Annotated in this window: 13 protein-coding genes; 8 read left to right on the top strand and 5 right to left on the bottom strand. The window is 62.1% G+C overall.

Going from position 1 to position 16,406, the window contains the following annotated elements; all coding sequences use genetic code 11:
* Positions 1–248 precede the first annotated feature (248 nt).
* Positions 249–830: a hydrolase gene (locus LOZ74_RS07935; RefSeq protein ID WP_230293597.1), complete on the top strand. Its 582-nt coding sequence runs from the start codon at positions 249–251 to the stop codon at positions 828–830.
* Positions 831–965: 135 nt separating this feature from the next.
* Here LOZ74_RS07935 and LOZ74_RS07940 read toward each other — a convergent pair whose 3' ends face one another.
* Together LOZ74_RS07940 and LOZ74_RS07945 are read right to left on the bottom strand one after the other, a co-directional pair.
* On the bottom strand, positions 966–3,368 hold the full coding sequence (locus tag LOZ74_RS07940) for a TonB-dependent receptor (RefSeq protein ID WP_230293598.1): 2,403 nt from the start codon (positions 3,366–3,368) through the stop codon (positions 966–968).
* 158 nt (positions 3,369–3,526) lie between these two features.
* Positions 3,527–4,783: a Xaa-Pro peptidase family protein gene (locus LOZ74_RS07945; protein ID WP_230293599.1), complete on the bottom strand. Its 1,257-nt coding sequence runs from the start codon at positions 4,781–4,783 to the stop codon at positions 3,527–3,529.
* A gap of 265 nt (positions 4,784–5,048) precedes the next feature.
* Between LOZ74_RS07945 and LOZ74_RS07950 the strand changes: the two genes are divergently transcribed.
* The 4 genes from LOZ74_RS07950 to LOZ74_RS07965 are packed head-to-tail and all read left to right on the top strand — an operon-like array spanning position 5,049 to position 8,711.
* Complete coding sequence (locus LOZ74_RS07950) at positions 5,049–6,422, top strand: MFS transporter (RefSeq protein ID WP_230293600.1); 1,374 nt, start codon at positions 5,049–5,051, stop codon at positions 6,420–6,422.
* An 8-nt stretch (positions 6,423–6,430) separates the two neighbouring features.
* Positions 6,431–6,751, top strand: a complete 321-nt coding sequence (locus LOZ74_RS07955; protein WP_230293601.1) for a hypothetical protein — start codon at positions 6,431–6,433, stop codon at positions 6,749–6,751.
* Positions 6,748–7,872, top strand: a complete 1,125-nt coding sequence (locus LOZ74_RS07960; RefSeq protein ID WP_230293602.1) for a class I SAM-dependent methyltransferase — start codon at positions 6,748–6,750, stop codon at positions 7,870–7,872. The genes LOZ74_RS07955 and LOZ74_RS07960 overlap by 4 nt, the downstream gene beginning before the upstream one ends.
* Positions 7,839–8,711: an alpha/beta fold hydrolase gene (locus LOZ74_RS07965; RefSeq protein WP_230293603.1), complete on the top strand. Its 873-nt coding sequence runs from the start codon at positions 7,839–7,841 to the stop codon at positions 8,709–8,711. Before LOZ74_RS07960 ends, LOZ74_RS07965 begins: the two co-directional genes overlap by 34 nt.
* Before the next feature lie 30 nt (positions 8,712–8,741).
* Here LOZ74_RS07965 and LOZ74_RS07970 read toward each other — a convergent pair whose 3' ends face one another.
* The gene (locus LOZ74_RS07970) at positions 8,742–10,121 is read right to left on the bottom strand and encodes an LLM class flavin-dependent oxidoreductase (RefSeq protein ID WP_230293604.1); all 1,380 of its coding nucleotides are present in this window, start codon (positions 10,119–10,121) and stop codon (positions 8,742–8,744) included.
* Between the two features lie 159 nt (positions 10,122–10,280).
* Between LOZ74_RS07970 and LOZ74_RS07975 the strand changes: the two genes are divergently transcribed.
* Entirely contained in the window at positions 10,281–11,567 is a 1,287-nt protein-coding gene (locus LOZ74_RS07975; RefSeq protein WP_230293605.1) for a M24 family metallopeptidase, read from the top strand.
* Positions 11,560–12,378, top strand: coding sequence for an alpha/beta fold hydrolase (locus tag LOZ74_RS07980; RefSeq protein WP_230293606.1), 819 nt, complete (start codon positions 11,560–11,562; stop codon positions 12,376–12,378). The genes LOZ74_RS07975 and LOZ74_RS07980 overlap by 8 nt, the downstream gene beginning before the upstream one ends.
* 9 nt (positions 12,379–12,387) lie before the next feature.
* Here the strand turns inward: LOZ74_RS07980 and LOZ74_RS07985 are convergent, their stop codons facing one another.
* Positions 12,388–14,142 carry an MFS transporter gene (locus tag LOZ74_RS07985; protein WP_230293607.1) on the bottom strand — a complete coding sequence of 585 codons (1,755 nt, stop codon included), beginning with the start codon at positions 14,140–14,142 and terminating at the stop codon, positions 12,388–12,390.
* Between LOZ74_RS07985 and LOZ74_RS07990 the strand changes: the two genes are divergently transcribed.
* On the top strand, positions 14,084–15,493 hold the full coding sequence (locus LOZ74_RS07990; protein ID WP_230293608.1) for an MFS transporter: 1,410 nt from the start codon (positions 14,084–14,086) through the stop codon (positions 15,491–15,493). The two genes, LOZ74_RS07985 and LOZ74_RS07990, sit on opposite strands and share 59 nt — an antisense overlap.
* Positions 15,494–15,511: 18 nt before the next feature.
* Here LOZ74_RS07990 and LOZ74_RS07995 read toward each other — a convergent pair whose 3' ends face one another.
* A complete protein-coding gene (locus LOZ74_RS07995; protein WP_230293609.1) occupies positions 15,512–16,099 on the bottom strand; it encodes a nitroreductase family protein in 588 nt (195 codons plus the stop codon).
* Between the last annotated feature and the right edge of the window lie 307 nt (positions 16,100–16,406).

A 16,406-nucleotide genomic window follows, 5' to 3' on the forward strand; every position in this document is an offset into this window, starting at 1 on the left:
TCCGGTCACTGATTAATTTGATATATGTATAGTACAATAAACTTGCGTCAACAAGACCGCAATGCCATCGCTGCCAGCTGTATTCCCGTGCGAAGGTCCGAATGGCCGACAGGCGAATATGGTCTGGCCAGCGGCATATTGATCATCGTGCGATAATCCCGTCATCGGCTTTTCCGGATTGCGGGGCGTGTCGGATAGTGTGGGGTTTTCCCTTACACTTCCGGCCATGAAAGAAAGCGAGAAGGCTTATGGAAACTCTCGACCCGCGCCGCAGCGCGCTGGTAATCGTCGATCTGCAACAGGGCATCACCGCAGGCAGCTATGTGCCGCACGGCGCGGCGGAAATCATCGCGCGTTCGAACAGGCTGGCCCGCCGCTTTCGCGCTGCGGGCGGGCTGGTGGTGCAGGTCAGCGTCGATTGGCACAAGGGGTTTTGCGATGCGCCCGACCGCCCGTGCGACATGCCCGCCCAGCGCGCGCCCGACGGGCCTGCGGCGAATTTCGCGCAGTTCGACGAAGCGCTTGACGTGCAAGACGGCGATTTGCGCATCGTAAAGCGCCAATGGGGCGCGTTTTACGGAACCGAGCTTGATCTGCAATTGCGCCGCAGGGGTATCGATACGCTGGTGCTATGCGGGATCGCGACCAATATGGGCGTGGAATCGACCGCGCGCGATGCGTGGGAGCGGCATTACACGCTGGTGTTTGCCGAGGATGCGATGGGTAGTTTTACCGCCGACATGCACCGCTTTCCCGTCGCGGCGATCTTCCCGCGGCTTGGCTTCGTCCGGTCGACCGAGGCGGTCGAGGACATGCTGCAGCCCGGCTGACGACCGGCGGGCGCAAACGAACGGGGCGGCACCGCAATTGCAGTGCCGCCCCTTTTTCGTGCCCGCCCGACCGGCTCGCAAAGACCATGGCACCGGCGTCCGATCCCGTGACGCCGGTGCCGATCCCCGCCCCGGTCAGAAGTTGATCGAACCCTTGATGCCCAGCGTCAACGGCTGGGGCGGAGAGACGATCAGCGTGTTCTGCCCTTCGCCATCGGCAAGCCGCGGGTTGGAACTGCGCAGGATATTGGTCGGCGTATCGTCGTCGAACAGGTTGATGACGAACAGCTCGATGCCATAGGTCGGGTTGTTGATACCCGCCCGCAGGTTCACGCGATTGGCCGCGCCGGTATTGGCCAGATTAGCCTCGGTCGCGTACATCTTGCCGGTATAGGTATAGTCGGCGCGCAGGAACCCGTCCCAGTCGTCGAACACCGGACGGCGGTATGTCGCCGATGCCGAGCCGCTGAATTCCGGCGAACGCTGCATCATATTGCCGACCGGATTGCGCTCTCCCGTGATGAACACGCATTCGGCGCAGTCGGTATAGACAATCTCGCTTGCCGCCCAGTTGAAGGTGCCTTCGAACGTCAGTTCGGGCGTGACTTCCAGCGCACCTTCCAGCTCGATCCCGTAGAGGTCGGTCGCGCCATTGGCGAGCGTTACGGTCACGGTCTGCTGGGATTCCAGCCCTTCGTCATCCACCGTGATATAGGGGATGTTCTGGTTAATCTGGCGGCCGCGCCATTCCATGTAATAGGCTGCCAGCATCAGGCGCAGGCGCCGGTCGAAGAACTGGCCCTTCACACCCATTTCATAATTGGTCAGCTTTTCTTCGGGAACCGCGAAAGGCACTTCCTGAACCGCCTGCACGGCATCGATCACGTCTGCGGGCAGCGAATAGAATGCCGTATTGAACGTGCCGGGACGCGTGCCGCGCGACCACGATGCATAGATGTCGATATCGTCGGTAGCGTGGAAGGTGGCGATCAGGCGCGGGCTGAAGGAATCGAACGTATCTTCCGCCGCTGCGGCCGAGTTGTAATGGTTCACCGTGTCCCACTGGAACCGGCCCTCGGCAGCCAGCGTGACCAGATCGCCGATATCGTAATTGACCGATCCGAACACGCCGATCGTTTCGGCCTTGTAGTGGGTCGGCTGGCCAAGGTTCAGCGCGGTGCCGTTGATATATCCGCGCGTGCCGAAGAAGATGTCTTCCCAGTAGTAATTGGCACCGATCATCCATTGCAGCGGGCTGCTGCTGTTCGATCCGAAGCGCAGCTCGGCCGAATGATTGTCGATGTTATAGGGGAGATAGATGGCACGGAAATAGCTGGGATCGGCCCGGTTATAGGTTTCGGTCAGCGCGGCCCAGTCGTTGCTGTTCTTTCCAAAGTTCCCCGACAGCTGATAGTCGCCAATGTCATAGGTGAACGAGCCGATGATCTGATAGGCTTCGCGTTCCAGACCCAGATGATCGATGAAATCATAGGGCAGCGGATTGGGCAGGTCGCCATTGTCGGAAATGACGGTGTAGTCGGTCAGCCCGCCCAGCACCGTATTCTGCGAAATCCATTGTTCGGGAACGCTGCTGACCGCGCCGCAAATATAATTATTGCCGTCGACCGCACGGCCCGTTCCGCCCGGATTGCAGTTATAGAAATCCTCTGCCAGCAGCGCCTGTGCCGATGCTCCGTCGGAATCCTGCCAGACATTGCCGTAAAGGCGGATATTCAGATCGTCGCTGGGCTGGAAATTCAGCGACAGCGAGGCCGAGCGCGTTTCGCGCGAACCGGCGCGGCCCGGATAGCCGACATTGTCGTAATAGCCATCGGTGGAGTAATAATAACCGCCCAGCCGCGCGCCGAGCACGCCTTCGACGATGGGCGCTTCGACGCTCACATTGCCTTCGACCGTGCCATATCCCGAATAGGACATGTCGGCGTGGCCGCTGAATTCATAGAGCGAGGGCGCACGCGTGGTAAAGCTGATCGCGCCGGCAAAGGTGGAACGGCCGAAATAGGCGCTTTGCGGGCCCTTCACGACTTCGACGCGTTCGATGTCGGACATGCCGGGGATCGCGCCCGAGGGGATGGCCACGCCGTCGACGAAAACGGTAACGCCCTGACGGTTCGGGGAATCGCCGGGATACATGCCGCGCATCGAGAAGGTCTGGAAACCGCGGTCGTTCCGGTTGGCGGAACTGTTCTGATAGCGCAGGCCGGGGACGAAATCGTTGAGTTCGTTGAAGCCCTTGATGCCGCGTTCCTGCAGAGCTTCTCCGCTGAGCGCGGTGATGGCGACGGGAACGTCGAGGATGCTTTCCTGACGCTTGCGCGCGGTGACCAGGATTTCGCCAAGACCCGCATCGGCGCTTGCCGCCGTTTCCTCTGTGGCGGCGGCGTCCTGCGCCAGAGCAGGCGCCGTCATCATCATCAGCGTGCCGGTCGCGCAGCCTATGGCCAGAGCGGCTTTCGCCTTGCGAACGCGCGGTCGTATCATTTCAAAGCCCTCATCATGCTGTCTTACGGTTTTCATCAAGCCCTCCGCAGCTTCATTGAACTGCAACAAAGGAATGCGATCGGCCGGGGTTTTGACAGGCGATTTGCGGAAAACTGTCGCCAGGCGATAGAATTTTTATCGCGTGGCGATCATGGTCGCGCTTGATCGCCGCCCAATGGCCGATGTGCCGGAAATCAGGGTTGCTTCACGCGCAGTGCGGTATCCATCGATGTGATCGGCTCGCACCCGTCTTTGCGCACGATGATCATGTCCTCGACATGCGTCGTGCCCCATCCGAACTCGTGATAGGGCATGTCGAGGGTGAAGACCATGTTCTCCTCGAACGCCAGCGGGTGATGGCCGGGCATTTGCGCGCCGACCGAAACGGGGTGGTCGGTATGTTCCAGCCCCACCGAATGCGGACCCGCGATGACGAAGCCGGGAAAGCCTTCGTCATGCACGGCCTTTAACGTGAGGGCCGAGATTTCCTTGAAGGTCACCCCCGGGCGGATATTGTCATATGCGATCTGCAAGGCGCGGGTAACGGCGTCGAACCTGCGCAGCATCTCGTCCGTCGGGGTTCCGAAATAGACCGATCGCCCGACATCGCCGCGATATTGCTTGTAACTCGTCACGCTATCCAGCTTGATCAGCTCGTTCGCCTCGACATTGCCGGTGGCAAGTCCGCGAATATTGGCGATGATCCATTCCGAACGCCCACCCTCGCGCGCGGCGATTTCGGCGTGGAGATCGGCCAGATGGTCAAGCGGCATGCCAACTTCCATGCGGTCGATCACTGCGTTCAGAACGCGCTCGCCCATCTGGCCCGCCTTGCGGATCAGCTCGATCTCCGCCGGGCTTTTGACCATGCGGATTTCCTTGAAGATGTTGAGCGCGTCGAGCCCCTGCAATCCGTCGAGCCCCAGATCGTGCATCCAGCCCAGCACGCGTGGATCGTCGAAGCCCAGCCGCGCCTTTTCCAGACCGGCCTCTTTCAATGCATTGGCCAGCGCGCGGCTTGCCGTGATCTGCGCCCCGCCGCGATGCATCGCATAACGGTTCAGCAATTGTTTGTCCCGTTCGGCCAGAACCGCGCCTTCGCGGCGGGGGAAGGGGGTTAGGGGAACGTCCTCGTCCACTTCCTCGGTCGTGAATTCGAAGTCCCGCTCGGGTATCTTACGCGGGTCGATGCGGGTGATATAGGTTGCCACATTGGGCATCCACGTCGGCACGTGTTCCAGATGATAGACACCCGTGCCCGGCATGATCAGCGATGCCGGCTTGCTTTCATCGCGCGGCAGCACGGCGAACAAGGTGTAATTGCGCGACATCAGGAACATCGATCCCCAATAGTCGGAGAGGTAATAGATGTTTTCCTTGAACGCGGCGACCAGCCCGTCGAGCCCGTGACGGTCCATGACTAGATTGGCGCGTTCGCGGTTGAGCAACATGGCGGATGACTTTCGTTATGGTTTACGTGTTTGTGCGTGTTGGCGGCCAAGGCGCGCCCATCCTTGGCAGGCGGGCGTTTTGTTTGCCGGAAGGGTGCGTGTAATCGGCCTGCGGGTGCAAGGCGAAACCGCAACCGGCCCCGTATTCGCAGTGCGATAAATGCGCGATCTGCCTATGCGTGGAACATGGGCGGACGGGCACAAGGCGGTAATGACAGGTAATCGGGTTATGGAATACGGCGCAGTCGCGGACCAGCCGGACGGTATGCATCGTGGCGACGGCCGAAAGGGCGGTAAGCTGCCGCTGTCGCTGTCGATCGGATGGAGCCTGGGGACGCTGGGCGTAACGGCCTATATGGTCGGCAGCTATTTGTTGCTGCGTTTCATGACCGATTTCATGGCGGTTCCTGCCGAAGTGGCGGGCACGATCTTTGCTGCTGCCAAGCTGTATGATGCCGTTGCCGATCCGATCATCGGCACTCTGTCCGACCGCACACGATCGCGCTGGGGCCGCAGGCGGCCGTTCCTTTTCGCGGGGGCCTTTGCCTGCGGGCTGGTATTCATGCTGGTGTTCAACGTGCCCGTGGTCGAAAACACCACGACGGCGACATTCATGCTGGCGGGCATGCTGATCCTGCATGCGACCGCCTATGCCATTTTCGCGGTCCCCTATATGGCGATGCCTGCGGAGATGACCGACAATCCGCATGAACGGTCCCGGCTGATGAGCTTTCGCGTGATCAACGGTTCGCTCGGCAATATGATGGGCGGTTTCGCGACGGCCAGCCTGATTGCCTATTTCGGCGGGGGGCTGGCAGGCCACCGGATCATGGCAGTGATCATCGGACTGTTTGTCTTTGGCGTATTGATGGCGTGTTTCTTCATGACGCGGCAGGCACGCATGCAAGAGGTCGATCGCGCCAGCCATGTCCCCTATCGCCAGCAGATGCGCATGGCGATGAAGAACAGGCCCTTCGTCATCCTGCAGGCAGCCAAGCTTATGTTGCTGAGCGCGGCGGCGCTGCATACCGCTTCGGCGCCGTTTTTCGTGCAGCGGCGGCTGGGCATGACCGACGAATGGCTGGGCACGATCTATCTGACGCTGACCATCGGCACGGTTGTCGCGCAACCGTTCTGGCTGTGGCTGGCGCGGCGTTTCGGCAAGCGGCAGGCCTATACGGCAGGGGGCATATTCACGGCCTGCGTCTGGCTGTTGTGGTTCCTGCTGACCAAGCAGCCGCCGGGCTGGATGATCATCGGCATCGGCCTGCTGGCGGGACTTGGCAATGGCGGTATCGTGATGATCAGCCAGTCGATGCTGCCCGATACGATGGAATTCCAGCGCCGCCGCACCGGCGACCGGATCGAGGGGAGCTTTGCGGGCCTTTATATCATGGTCGAAAAGCTGGGTCAGGCCATCGGTGCATCGCTGACCGGCATCATTCTGGGCCTGTTCGGATATATCGAGGCTTCGGGCGGGCAGATCGTCAAACAGCCGGAGAGCGCCATTCTGGGCATAGCGCTATGCTATTGCGTGTTTTCGACCGGCTTTCTCGTGCTCAGCGTGTTCGTGATGCAATTCTATCCGCTGAACGAGCGGGACATGACCCTGCGCGGCGAAGCGCCCGCGGAAGGCTGAGGAGCGACATGGACAAACCCTATAAACGCCGCCTGCCGATCCCGAATATGAGCGAGGCCGACGACCGGCTGCTGGGTATGGTGGTGGCCCTGACCAGCGAACTGGCCGTTCTGCGCGAGAGGGTCGATACGTTGGAGCGAGTGCTGGCAGACGGCGGCACGATTACCGGCAGCGCGGTCGAGGATTTCCGCCCCGATGCAGGCGCGCAGGCCGAACGCGACGCGATCCGCCAGCGCATCATCGCCAAGGTGATGAAACCCGTACGGGACGGCGCTGCCCGCGATGCCGAACTGGCCGTTAGCTCCGAAGTCGAGGGAGATTTGCAATGAGCGGTACCCATTCCATGCTGCCTGTCGCCAATCACGACGAAACCGCCGAACAGCTGTTCGTCCGCGATCTCAAAGGCTATATCGCAGGCGAGATCGAGCCGTTCGAAAGCGCGGCTGCCGATGCGCTCGACCCCGGAGCGGGGCACAACGACCGGGCGGCGGAAACCTATGCCAGATTGCGCGAGCTGTCGGGCTTCTCGGGCTATCTGGGACTGCGCCGCGCGGCGCAGGATCTGTTATGGGATTGCGTGGGCGTGAGCGTCGGGCGGCAGGCGGACAGCCTTGCCAGTGAGGCGGCGTCGATCGAATTGCTGGGCTCGCTGACGCTTGATCCCGACATGGTGCAGCCCGCCTATCTGGAGGACAGGGACGTCCATCTGATGCCCGGCGGCTATGCACATGATCGCGGCGATGTGACGCAGGGTGCGCTGATGGATCGGGGCGGGGCGGTCTATATGCTGGGCCGCAACGGCGGTTTCCTGAACGACGGACGCGGATGGACGCTGGCGTCACATCTGCTGGCGCGGTGGCCCGATATGCAGCCGGCCAGCCTGATCGAACTGGGCTGCGGCGTGGGCGCATCGGCTGTTCCGCTGGCCAGGACGTTTCCCGACAGTGACGTTTACGGCCTTGATGTGGGCGGATCGGTGCTCCGATATGCGCAGGCGCGCGCTTCGGCGCTGGGTGTCGCGGTGCATTTCGTGCAGGGGGATGCCGAACACGCGCCTTTCCCCGACGCCAGCTTCGACTGTGTCTGTTCCAGCGTGATGCTGCACGAAACCAGCCCCGACGCGCTGGGCGCGATCATGGCGGAATCGCTGCGCCTGCTGAAACCCGGTGGTATCGTGGCCCATCTGGAAGTGCCGCAACGCTATGACAGCGTGCCGCTGTGGACGCAGATCCGCGGCGAGATCGAGCTGGACTACAATAACGAACCCAACTGGCGCAGCGCGATCAGCGCGGATTACGAAAACCTGCTGCGTGCGGCAGGGTTCGTCGATGTAATGGCCGGTTATCAGGATGCCGTCGGAGAGGCTGTTCCGGCCAACAATGGCTTTGGAACCGAGAGCAAGGGCGTGTTCCGTTCATGGTTCGTCGCATCGGGGCGCAAGCCGCAATGACGGGCGAGAGCGTTTTGATCGACCGTGGATTTGCGCGGATCGGGGCAGGGCTTGTCCATTACCGGCATGTCGGACCAGCCGATGGCGCGCCGCTGATCATGCTGCATGCTTCGCCGGGCTCTTCGCGCGGGTTGGAGGGATTGATGGCGGCGCTGGCGGCGCTGGCGCCCGAACGGCGGCTGATCGCGCCTGACACGCTGGGTAATGGCGACAGCGTCGAACCCGCAGTCGAAACGCCCGATATCGCATGGTATGCCGACCGGGTGGCCGAGTTCATGACGGCGCTGGGGATCGATCATGCGCCGGTCTATGGCACGCATACCGGCGCGCGGATCGCGGCGGAACTGGGCATCGCCCATGCCGCGCGCGTTGATGCGGTGCTATTCGACGGTATCGGCGATTACGAGCCGGAGATGCGCGCCTTGCTGCTGGAAAGATACGCGCCCGCGATCGAACCGGACGAATATGGCCGCCATCTGATCTGGGCGTTCAACTTTATCCGCGATCAGGCAATGCATTACCCCTATTTCCTGCGCGATCCCGAACACCGGCTGATGACCCGTGCGGTTCCGGGGGCTGAGGAAATGCACGAGCGGGTGATCGAATTGCTGAAAAGCGTCACCAGCTATCATAAATCCTATCGCGCCGCCTTTGCCTATCGCGCGACCGAGCGGTTGCCCCTGCTTTCGAAACGGACCGGATTTCTGGATTCGGTTGCCGAACTGCCGACGCTGCGCGCTCGGGTGCAGGATTTCGTTGCCGCCATGCCCGATGCGCGCAGCATCGAGGTAGCGGCGGGCCCTGCCGGCAAGGCAGCGGGGATTTTCGCCTTTCTCTGACCGCTTCCCTCGTTCGGGTGGCAGCGCGGATCAACCGCGCTGCCAGATCTCCGGCTCCTGCCGCAACGAGGGATCGGCGGTATAGCGCGATTGCGGGCGGGGGAGCCCCAGATTGTCGCGCAATGTCACCCCTTCATAGGCGGTACGCACCCGCCCGCGCTTTTGCAGTTCGGGCACGACCGATTCCACAAAGCGTTCCAGCATGACCGGCATGGCAGGCGGCGCAATGACAAAGCCGTCGCAGGCCCCCGCATCGAACCATTTTTCCAGCTCGTCCGCGATGGTCGTCGCCGTGCCGGCCAAGGGTCGCGACGTGCGCGTGGCGGCAATGGCAATGGCAATCTCGCCCAGTTTCATCCCGCGCTTGCCCATGTCGATGATACGGTTGCGCGTCCCCTGCGATGCGTTGCTGGGTGGCAATTCGGGAAGAGGGCCGTCGAGATCATAGCCGGTGAAATCGATCCCGCCCAGCGCGGTCGACAGATAGGACAGGCCCAGCTCGACCGGGATGGCATCGTTCATCATCTCCGCCTCGTGCTGCCCTTCGGCATCGCTACCCGCGGGAACGGGCTGGATCGCGGTCAGGATACGCAGGCTGTCGGGATCGCGTCCGGCGGCGGCGACGCGCTGCTTCAGATCGTTGTAGAACGCGATGCAGCTATCCATCGTGGGATGTGAAGTGAACACCGCATCGGCACTGCGCGCGGCAAGGTCCAGCCCCTGTTCCGACGCGCCTGCCTGCACGACCAGGGGATGGCCTTGCGGCGACCGGCCCAGCGTCAGCGGCCCTGCGACCGAAAAATGTTTTCCCTTGTGGAACAGCCCGTTGACTCTTGCAGGATCGAGGAACTGTCCCCGCGCCGCATCGGCCAGCACCGCACCATCTTCCCAGCCGTCCCACAGGCCGCGGCAGACCGCGATCGATTCCTCGGCCCGTTCATAGCGTTCGGCATGGCCGAAATGGCTGTCGCGGCCGAAATTATGCGCCTCGTTCTCGCTGGTGGAAGTGACGACGTTCCAGCCCGCGCGTCCGTCCGACAGATGATCCAGCGTCGAAAGCCTGCGGGCGATGGCATAGGGCTCGTTATAGCTGGTCGAGATCGTGGCGATCAGGCCAAGCCCGCTGGTCGTTGCCGACAGCGCGCCCAGCAGGACCAGCGGATCGAGCCGGATCGCATCGGTGCGGCTGAACGCATCGGCACCGGCAATGGGGCGGAACCCTTGCGAATCCGCAATGAACATCGCATCGAAACAGCCCTGCTGCGACAGCGCGGCGATCTTTTGCCAATAGCCCAGCGTCATCAGCGACGCCGCATCGGCGCCGGGATGGCGCCATCCGGCCAGATGGCCGCCAGCCCCCATCGGCATAGAGAACAGATGCATGCGGCGCGGCTTTGTTGTTTTGGTCATGGCTGTCGTCCTTTCCGCATCAGTCCTAGCCCAGACGGGTCCGTGTTGCTGCTTTCGCACCCTGCGATGATCGCAGTGCAATTACATGGCACTTCGCCGGGATGCATTCGCGCAGCGCGTGCCTAATGTTGCGGCGAACAGAAAACGGAGTGCCGCAACATGCTTCTCAACCGCGAACGTGCCAACAGGATCATGGATCGGGAAGGGCTGGACGCGCTGATCGCCGTCGCCCCGATCAATGTCTATTATCTGTCGGATTACTGGGGCGCGCTGATGCGGATGCGGCGTCCGTTCTATAATTACGCACTGCTTCCGCGCGATCCGGCCAAGCCTGCCGCGCTGATCGTGACGGGGGTCGAACATCTCCGCTTTTTTCACAAGCCCGATGCGACCTGGATGGAAAACCGCATCCCCTATGTCCATCCGGTCTATCAGGACCGGCGCGATTTCGACCCCGATGTCGAAGATCCCGAAGCCGTCGCCTATGGCATGAAATGGCCGATCAGCCACAACACGCTGAGCCCGCGCGACGAGGAATATCTTGCCTATATGGAAGCGCATAAGGGCAAGGCAGCGGTGAACGCGCTATATGCGTTGAAGATGGGCATTACCGATGCCGGTCTGGAAAATGCGCGCATCGGGTCCGACGATCCGCGTATCGGGGGCTGGCTGCACGAAATCGGCATGCCGGGCGTGCAGATTTCCGATGCGACGACATTGTTCCGCGAGATCCGGATGGTCAAAACCCCGCGCGAAATCGAATTGATGCGCAAGGTCGCGACGATGAACGAGGAAGCGCTGGAAGCCGTCATCGATTCCATCCGCGTGGGCATGCCCCGCATGGAGCTTGAAACGATCTATAATGTCGAGATTGCCAAGCGGGGCGGTCGCGGCCTCTATCTCGCCACCGGCCAGCATGGCACCAATAATAACATGGGCGGCGTGCTGGAAGGTGAGACGATCACCTTCGACGGCTTGTGCGAATATCAGAACTATCACGGCGATCTGGGCCGCGTGGCGGTGGTCGGCACCCCGCGCGAGGATGTGCTGCAGCGTGTCGAGGCAGTCAAGATCGGCTGTCAGGCCTTGCTCGACACCATCCGCCCCGGCGTCACCGGTGCGGAGGCGACGGCTGCGGTGGTCGATGCAGTGCGCGGCGCAGGGTTTGAAGGGTTCTTTTTTGCAACGCCGCATTCGATCGGGCTGGAACATTCGGATCACAAGATTCCGATCGGCCCCGTCCTTCCCGGCGGCAATGGCGAGTTCGTGTTCGAGGAGAACATGATCTTCTCGCTCGACATGCCCTATTACGAGATCGGCTGGGGCAATATGCATGTGGAGGACCAGATCCTCGTCACCGCCGACGGGGTGGAGCCACTGACCAATTGCGACGTATCGCTGCGGGTCCGGCCCGCTATCCCCTATGAGGGGCCTGTCTATGGCTGATCCGGCCAGCCGCCGGGCCTATGCCGGTTACGGTAACGGCCAGATCCATTATCGCATCGCGGGAGAGCGGGGGGGCATGCACCCCCCGCTCTTTCTGCTCCATCCCACGCCCAAGAGCGGGTGGATCTATGAACGTTTCATGCGCAGGCTGGCGCGCGCGGGGCGGGTGGTTATCGCACCCGATACGCCCGGTTACGGCGCGTCGGACCCATTGCCGGACATGCCCGCGATTGCCGATTTCGCGGATGCCAATCTGGCGCTGGCCGATCATCTGGTCGCACAAGGGCTGATCGATATGGGGCCGGTCGATGTGGCGGGTTATCACACCGGTTCGGTCACATCGTGCCAGATGGCGCTGGGCGCTCCCGATCGGGTCCGGCGGGTCATCTTTTTCTCGCTGCCGATGTATGATGCCGGCCAGCGCGCGGAGAAACTGGCGCTGCTGCCGCAATGGCCGCAGCCCGCCCGCGACGGCAGCCATATCCAGCGGATGTGGGATCTGGTGGGCAGCATGTGCGATCCGCGCGTCGATGCCGCATGGCTCCACCGCTCGGTAACAGAGAACCTGCGCGCCGTGGATACGGCGGCAGGTTATGGCGCGGTCTATGCTTACGACCTGTTCGCGGCCTTGCCCCGACTGACCCATCCGGCGATGCTGGTGAATGTGGGCGACGACCTGTATGAACAGAGCCGCCGCGCCTATCCCCTATTGCCGCGCGCCAATGTGCGCGAATTGCCCGAATTGGCGCATGGCATGTTCGATCTGGATACCGAACTTCTGGCCGGTATCGTCGAGGATTTCCTCGGCTGATCGAACCGGTCAGGCCTGCGCGGTATATTCGGGCATGTCGGCCAGCGCCTGTTCGTTCAGGCGATAGCGGGTCATGATCATGAAGCTGGTCAGCGTCAGTAGGGCCGGAATGATCGCGATACCGGCATAGAGGGCATGCACCGCGCTTGCCGATTGCTCGACGATCTGGCCGCCGGTGCTGGGCACGAAACCGGCCACTGCGAACAGCACGCCCATCAGGCCGGGGCCGATGGCAAAGGCGACCTTTTCCATAAAGGCATAGATGCTGGAAAACACACCTTCGCGACGCGCGCCGGTGCGCTTGCGGTCGAATTCCATCACATCGGGCAGCATCGAAATGCCCATCAATGTCACGCCCGATGCCGCAATGCCGTTTACCGCGCCCCGAATCCACAGTTCCAGCACGGTGATGCCCTCTGACGTGAAATAATAGCTGGCATAAAGCGAGCTGAGGATCAGGATCGCGGCCTGATAGCTGCGCGTCTTGCCGAACTTGCGACCCGCCCAGGTCCAGAACGGCACGATCAGCATGGCGACGATGTTCTGCGACATCGTCAGATGCACCAGCCCTTCATATCCGACCTTCAGCACGTTCAGAAGGAACAGCAACTTGGTGGTGCTGATGATCGAAATGGCGAGATAAAGGAACGTCTTGGCGCCCATCAACTGCATGAAGGGCGTGTTGCCGATGATGGTCTTCACTTGCTCCATGCGGGGCGGACGGGGGCCTTTTGCCTCGACCCATTCCACCTTGCGCGCATTGCGCGTGCCGATGAACGACAGCATCATGGTGGTAAAGACGATGGTGCCCGATGCCGCGCCCAGCAGGGCATAGCCCTGCGCACCGCCGCCGCCCCAATCGACCAGAGCCGCCATGCCCGCCGCCGCCAGCAACTGGCCGATGGCGATAAAGAACGTGCGGAACGACAGCAATCGAGTGCGTTCGTGGTAGCCGTCGGTCATCTCGCCCGCCATCGCTACATAGGGCACGGCGAACAGCGAATAGCCGGTCGAATAGATGATCAGCGCCACGGCCATATAGGCGGTCAGCGCCCAACCGGTGATTGCGGGCGGGATGAACACCATCACCAGCGACGCGGCGCCGATGATCGCGCCTGCCGCCAGATAGGGGCGGCGGCGGCCCATCCGGCTTTTGGTCCGGTCGCTGGCGACGCCAATCGCGATATCGGCCAGAATGTCGTAAAGCTTGGAAATGGTCAGCAAGGCGCCCGCCAGTGCGGCCGATTGCCCCAGAACCGTCGTCATCAGTACCGGAAAGAACACCGTCGGCACGTTCAACATGGTCGCGATGCCCAGCGATCCCACGCCAAATCCCGTACACAACAGGAATGGCAGCTTTTCTTCCGCCTGCTTTTTGGCAGGCGCGGTTTCGGCCGAATTCTGGGCGTCGGTTGGCTGCACGATAATCGTCGTTCCCGGCTTGGCGCGGCCCGCGATGCGGGATGCGCAGTGACTGTTGCCGACAATATGGCAAACGGCTGCCGCCGATAGTCCGCATGGCCAATCATGTTCGCGGTGCGAGAATTCCCGCGCTGCGCCATGGTGGTATGGCCCGTTCAGCCTACCCAGCCCATATTCCCATGGGGTGGAGGAATTATTGAGCGACGAGGGGCAGGCCGCACCGGACAGGTCATCACCGGACAGATCATCATCGGACAGGTCATCACCTGACAGGGCATCGCGCTTGCGTAACAGGATCGATTGGCGCGCAATCGCCGGGCGGCTGACATCGCCCGCGACCATCGTCGGCTGCGCCTGTTTCGTGCAGGCCTTCGACCTCAGCTCGGTGGCAGTGGCCATACCCGATATCGCCCGCGAATTCGGCGGCGATCCGCTGTCCTATGACAGCGTGATCATCGCCTATATCGCCGGAGCCACGGCGGCGCTTCCGCTGTGCGGTTGGGCGGTGGACCGGCTGGGTGCGCGCCGCCTGTTCCTTGCCGCGCTGGTTCTGTTCGGTGCGGCAGCGCTGGCCTGCGGGCTGGCCGTGAACACCGGCATGTTGCTGGCCGCGCGCGTATTTCAGGGGGCGGCGGGTGCCATGATGCTGCCGGTCGGGCGCGTCATCGTGCTGGGCGCGACGGACGAGACGAAATTCGTCGAGGCCATGGCCGCGCTGACCATGCCATTGCTGCTTGGGCCGGTAATCGGCCCACCGGTGGCGGGTTTGCTGGTGACGGCCGGGTCGTGGCGCTGGCTGTTTCTGGTGATGGTGCCGCTGGCGATGCTGGGCTTTGCGATGGTCTTGCGGCAAATTGCGGCCGTGCCTGCCGCGCATCGCGATCCGTTCGATTTTACCGGTTCCCTCCTGCTCATGGCCGGACTGGCGGCAGTGGCGGTCGGCGTCGGGGCACTGGGCGGCATGCAGGCCGACTGGCTGTTCGCCACCATCGTTACAGGCTCGGGCCTGTTGCTGTTTGCGATCTATCGTATGCATGAACGGCGCAGCCGCAATCCGGTGCTCAGCCTTGCGCCGTTCCGCCATGTGCTGGTGCGGACCGCCAATATCGGCGGCATGTGGGTCCGCACGCTGACGGGGGCGACGCCGTTCCTGCTGGCACTGCTTTTCCAGCTGCGGTTCGGCATGACCGCGGCAGAGGCAGGCGGGCTTATCCTTGCATTGGCACTGGGATCGCTGACGGGGCGGGCCATGACCACCTGGGCGCTGCGCAAGGCGGGTTTCCGTGCATTTCTGACCGCGAATTCGGTCGGCGTCGCGCTTAGCGTGGCGGCATGCGGGTTTTTCGCAAAGGAAACGGCAAGCTATGTGATTTTCGCCGTACTGTTCGTTCAGGGCATCCTGCGGTCGATGCAGCTGATTTCGCTATCGGTGCTCAGCTTTTCGGGTCTGCCCAAGGCGGAATTTTCGGCCGCATCGACGATTTCCAGCATCAGCCAGCAACTGGCGCAAAGCTTCGGTATCGCGATCGCCACGCTTTCGGTCAATTTGCTGGGCCGCTTTACCGCCGATCAGGGCGCGGCTGTCTCGGCGGCATTTTTCGTTCTGGCGGGAGTATCGCTGGCATCAATGCCATGGTTCATGCGACTGGCCGACGATGCCGGAGCGACCATGAGCGGCCGTTCCGGCGCCTGACCGCCCAGCCGTTCGGGTTCAGTCCGGTTTGCTGAACGGCCCGTTCATGGCAATCTGGTCCAGCGGCTTGCGGTCGCTGGGCAATTCGCGTTCGCGCAGACCCTCTGGCAGCAGGGCGGCATCGCCCTGAAGGCCAACGACGAATGCGGCTTCGACGCGGAAACCGTCGGGCAGGGCGAGCCCTTCGGCGCATTTGTCGAATTCCAGACCGGTCATTCCATGGGTGGCAAAACCCATTTTGTGCGCTTGCAGGGCCATAAAGCCCCATGCGCTGCCTGCGTCGAAACTATGGCTGTGCGAAGGCTTGTCGCCCCGCTCGCTACGCATTTTTTCGTCCGAGACGACAAAGACCAGCGCGCTGGCGTCGCGGGCCCATCCCGCGTTGAACGGGATCAGCAGGTTCAGGAATTCGCCCCAATGCGCATCGCCGCGCATGCTGAACAGGAACCGCCACGGCTGATAGTTGAAAGCGGAAGGCGCCCAGCGGCCCGCTTCTAGGATGGTCATAAGCTGGTCGCGTTTCATCGCGCTGCCGTCGAAAGACCGGGGCGACCAGCGATCGAGGAAAAGGGGATCGACGGGAAGGGCGGAGGTGCGATTTGTCATGTTCAGTCCTTGCCGGATTGGAGACGCGATGGAGATCGGGCCATCTGCGTCGGAAAAGCTGGGCGGTGCATGCCTGTTCTGCCGATTTGTCGACAGGCGGAAAACGGGTTTGCGACTCGCCGGGGCGGTAAGGGTTTGTATCAAGGTTATTTTTGCGCGCACCGCCGTAATTTTCGGTCGCCGGGTGGCAAGATCGATTGTGCAACTGCGAAAAGGATCGGAAACAGAGTGAACCCAATTGAGAATTTGCTTAATAGGCTGATACAAAACGATTTATTGTCGATTCTTGGGATGTCTGTGCCGAATT

The organism is Croceicoccus sp. Ery5, assembly GCF_020985325.1.
Taxonomy (GTDB): domain Bacteria; phylum Pseudomonadota; class Alphaproteobacteria; order Sphingomonadales; family Sphingomonadaceae; genus Croceicoccus.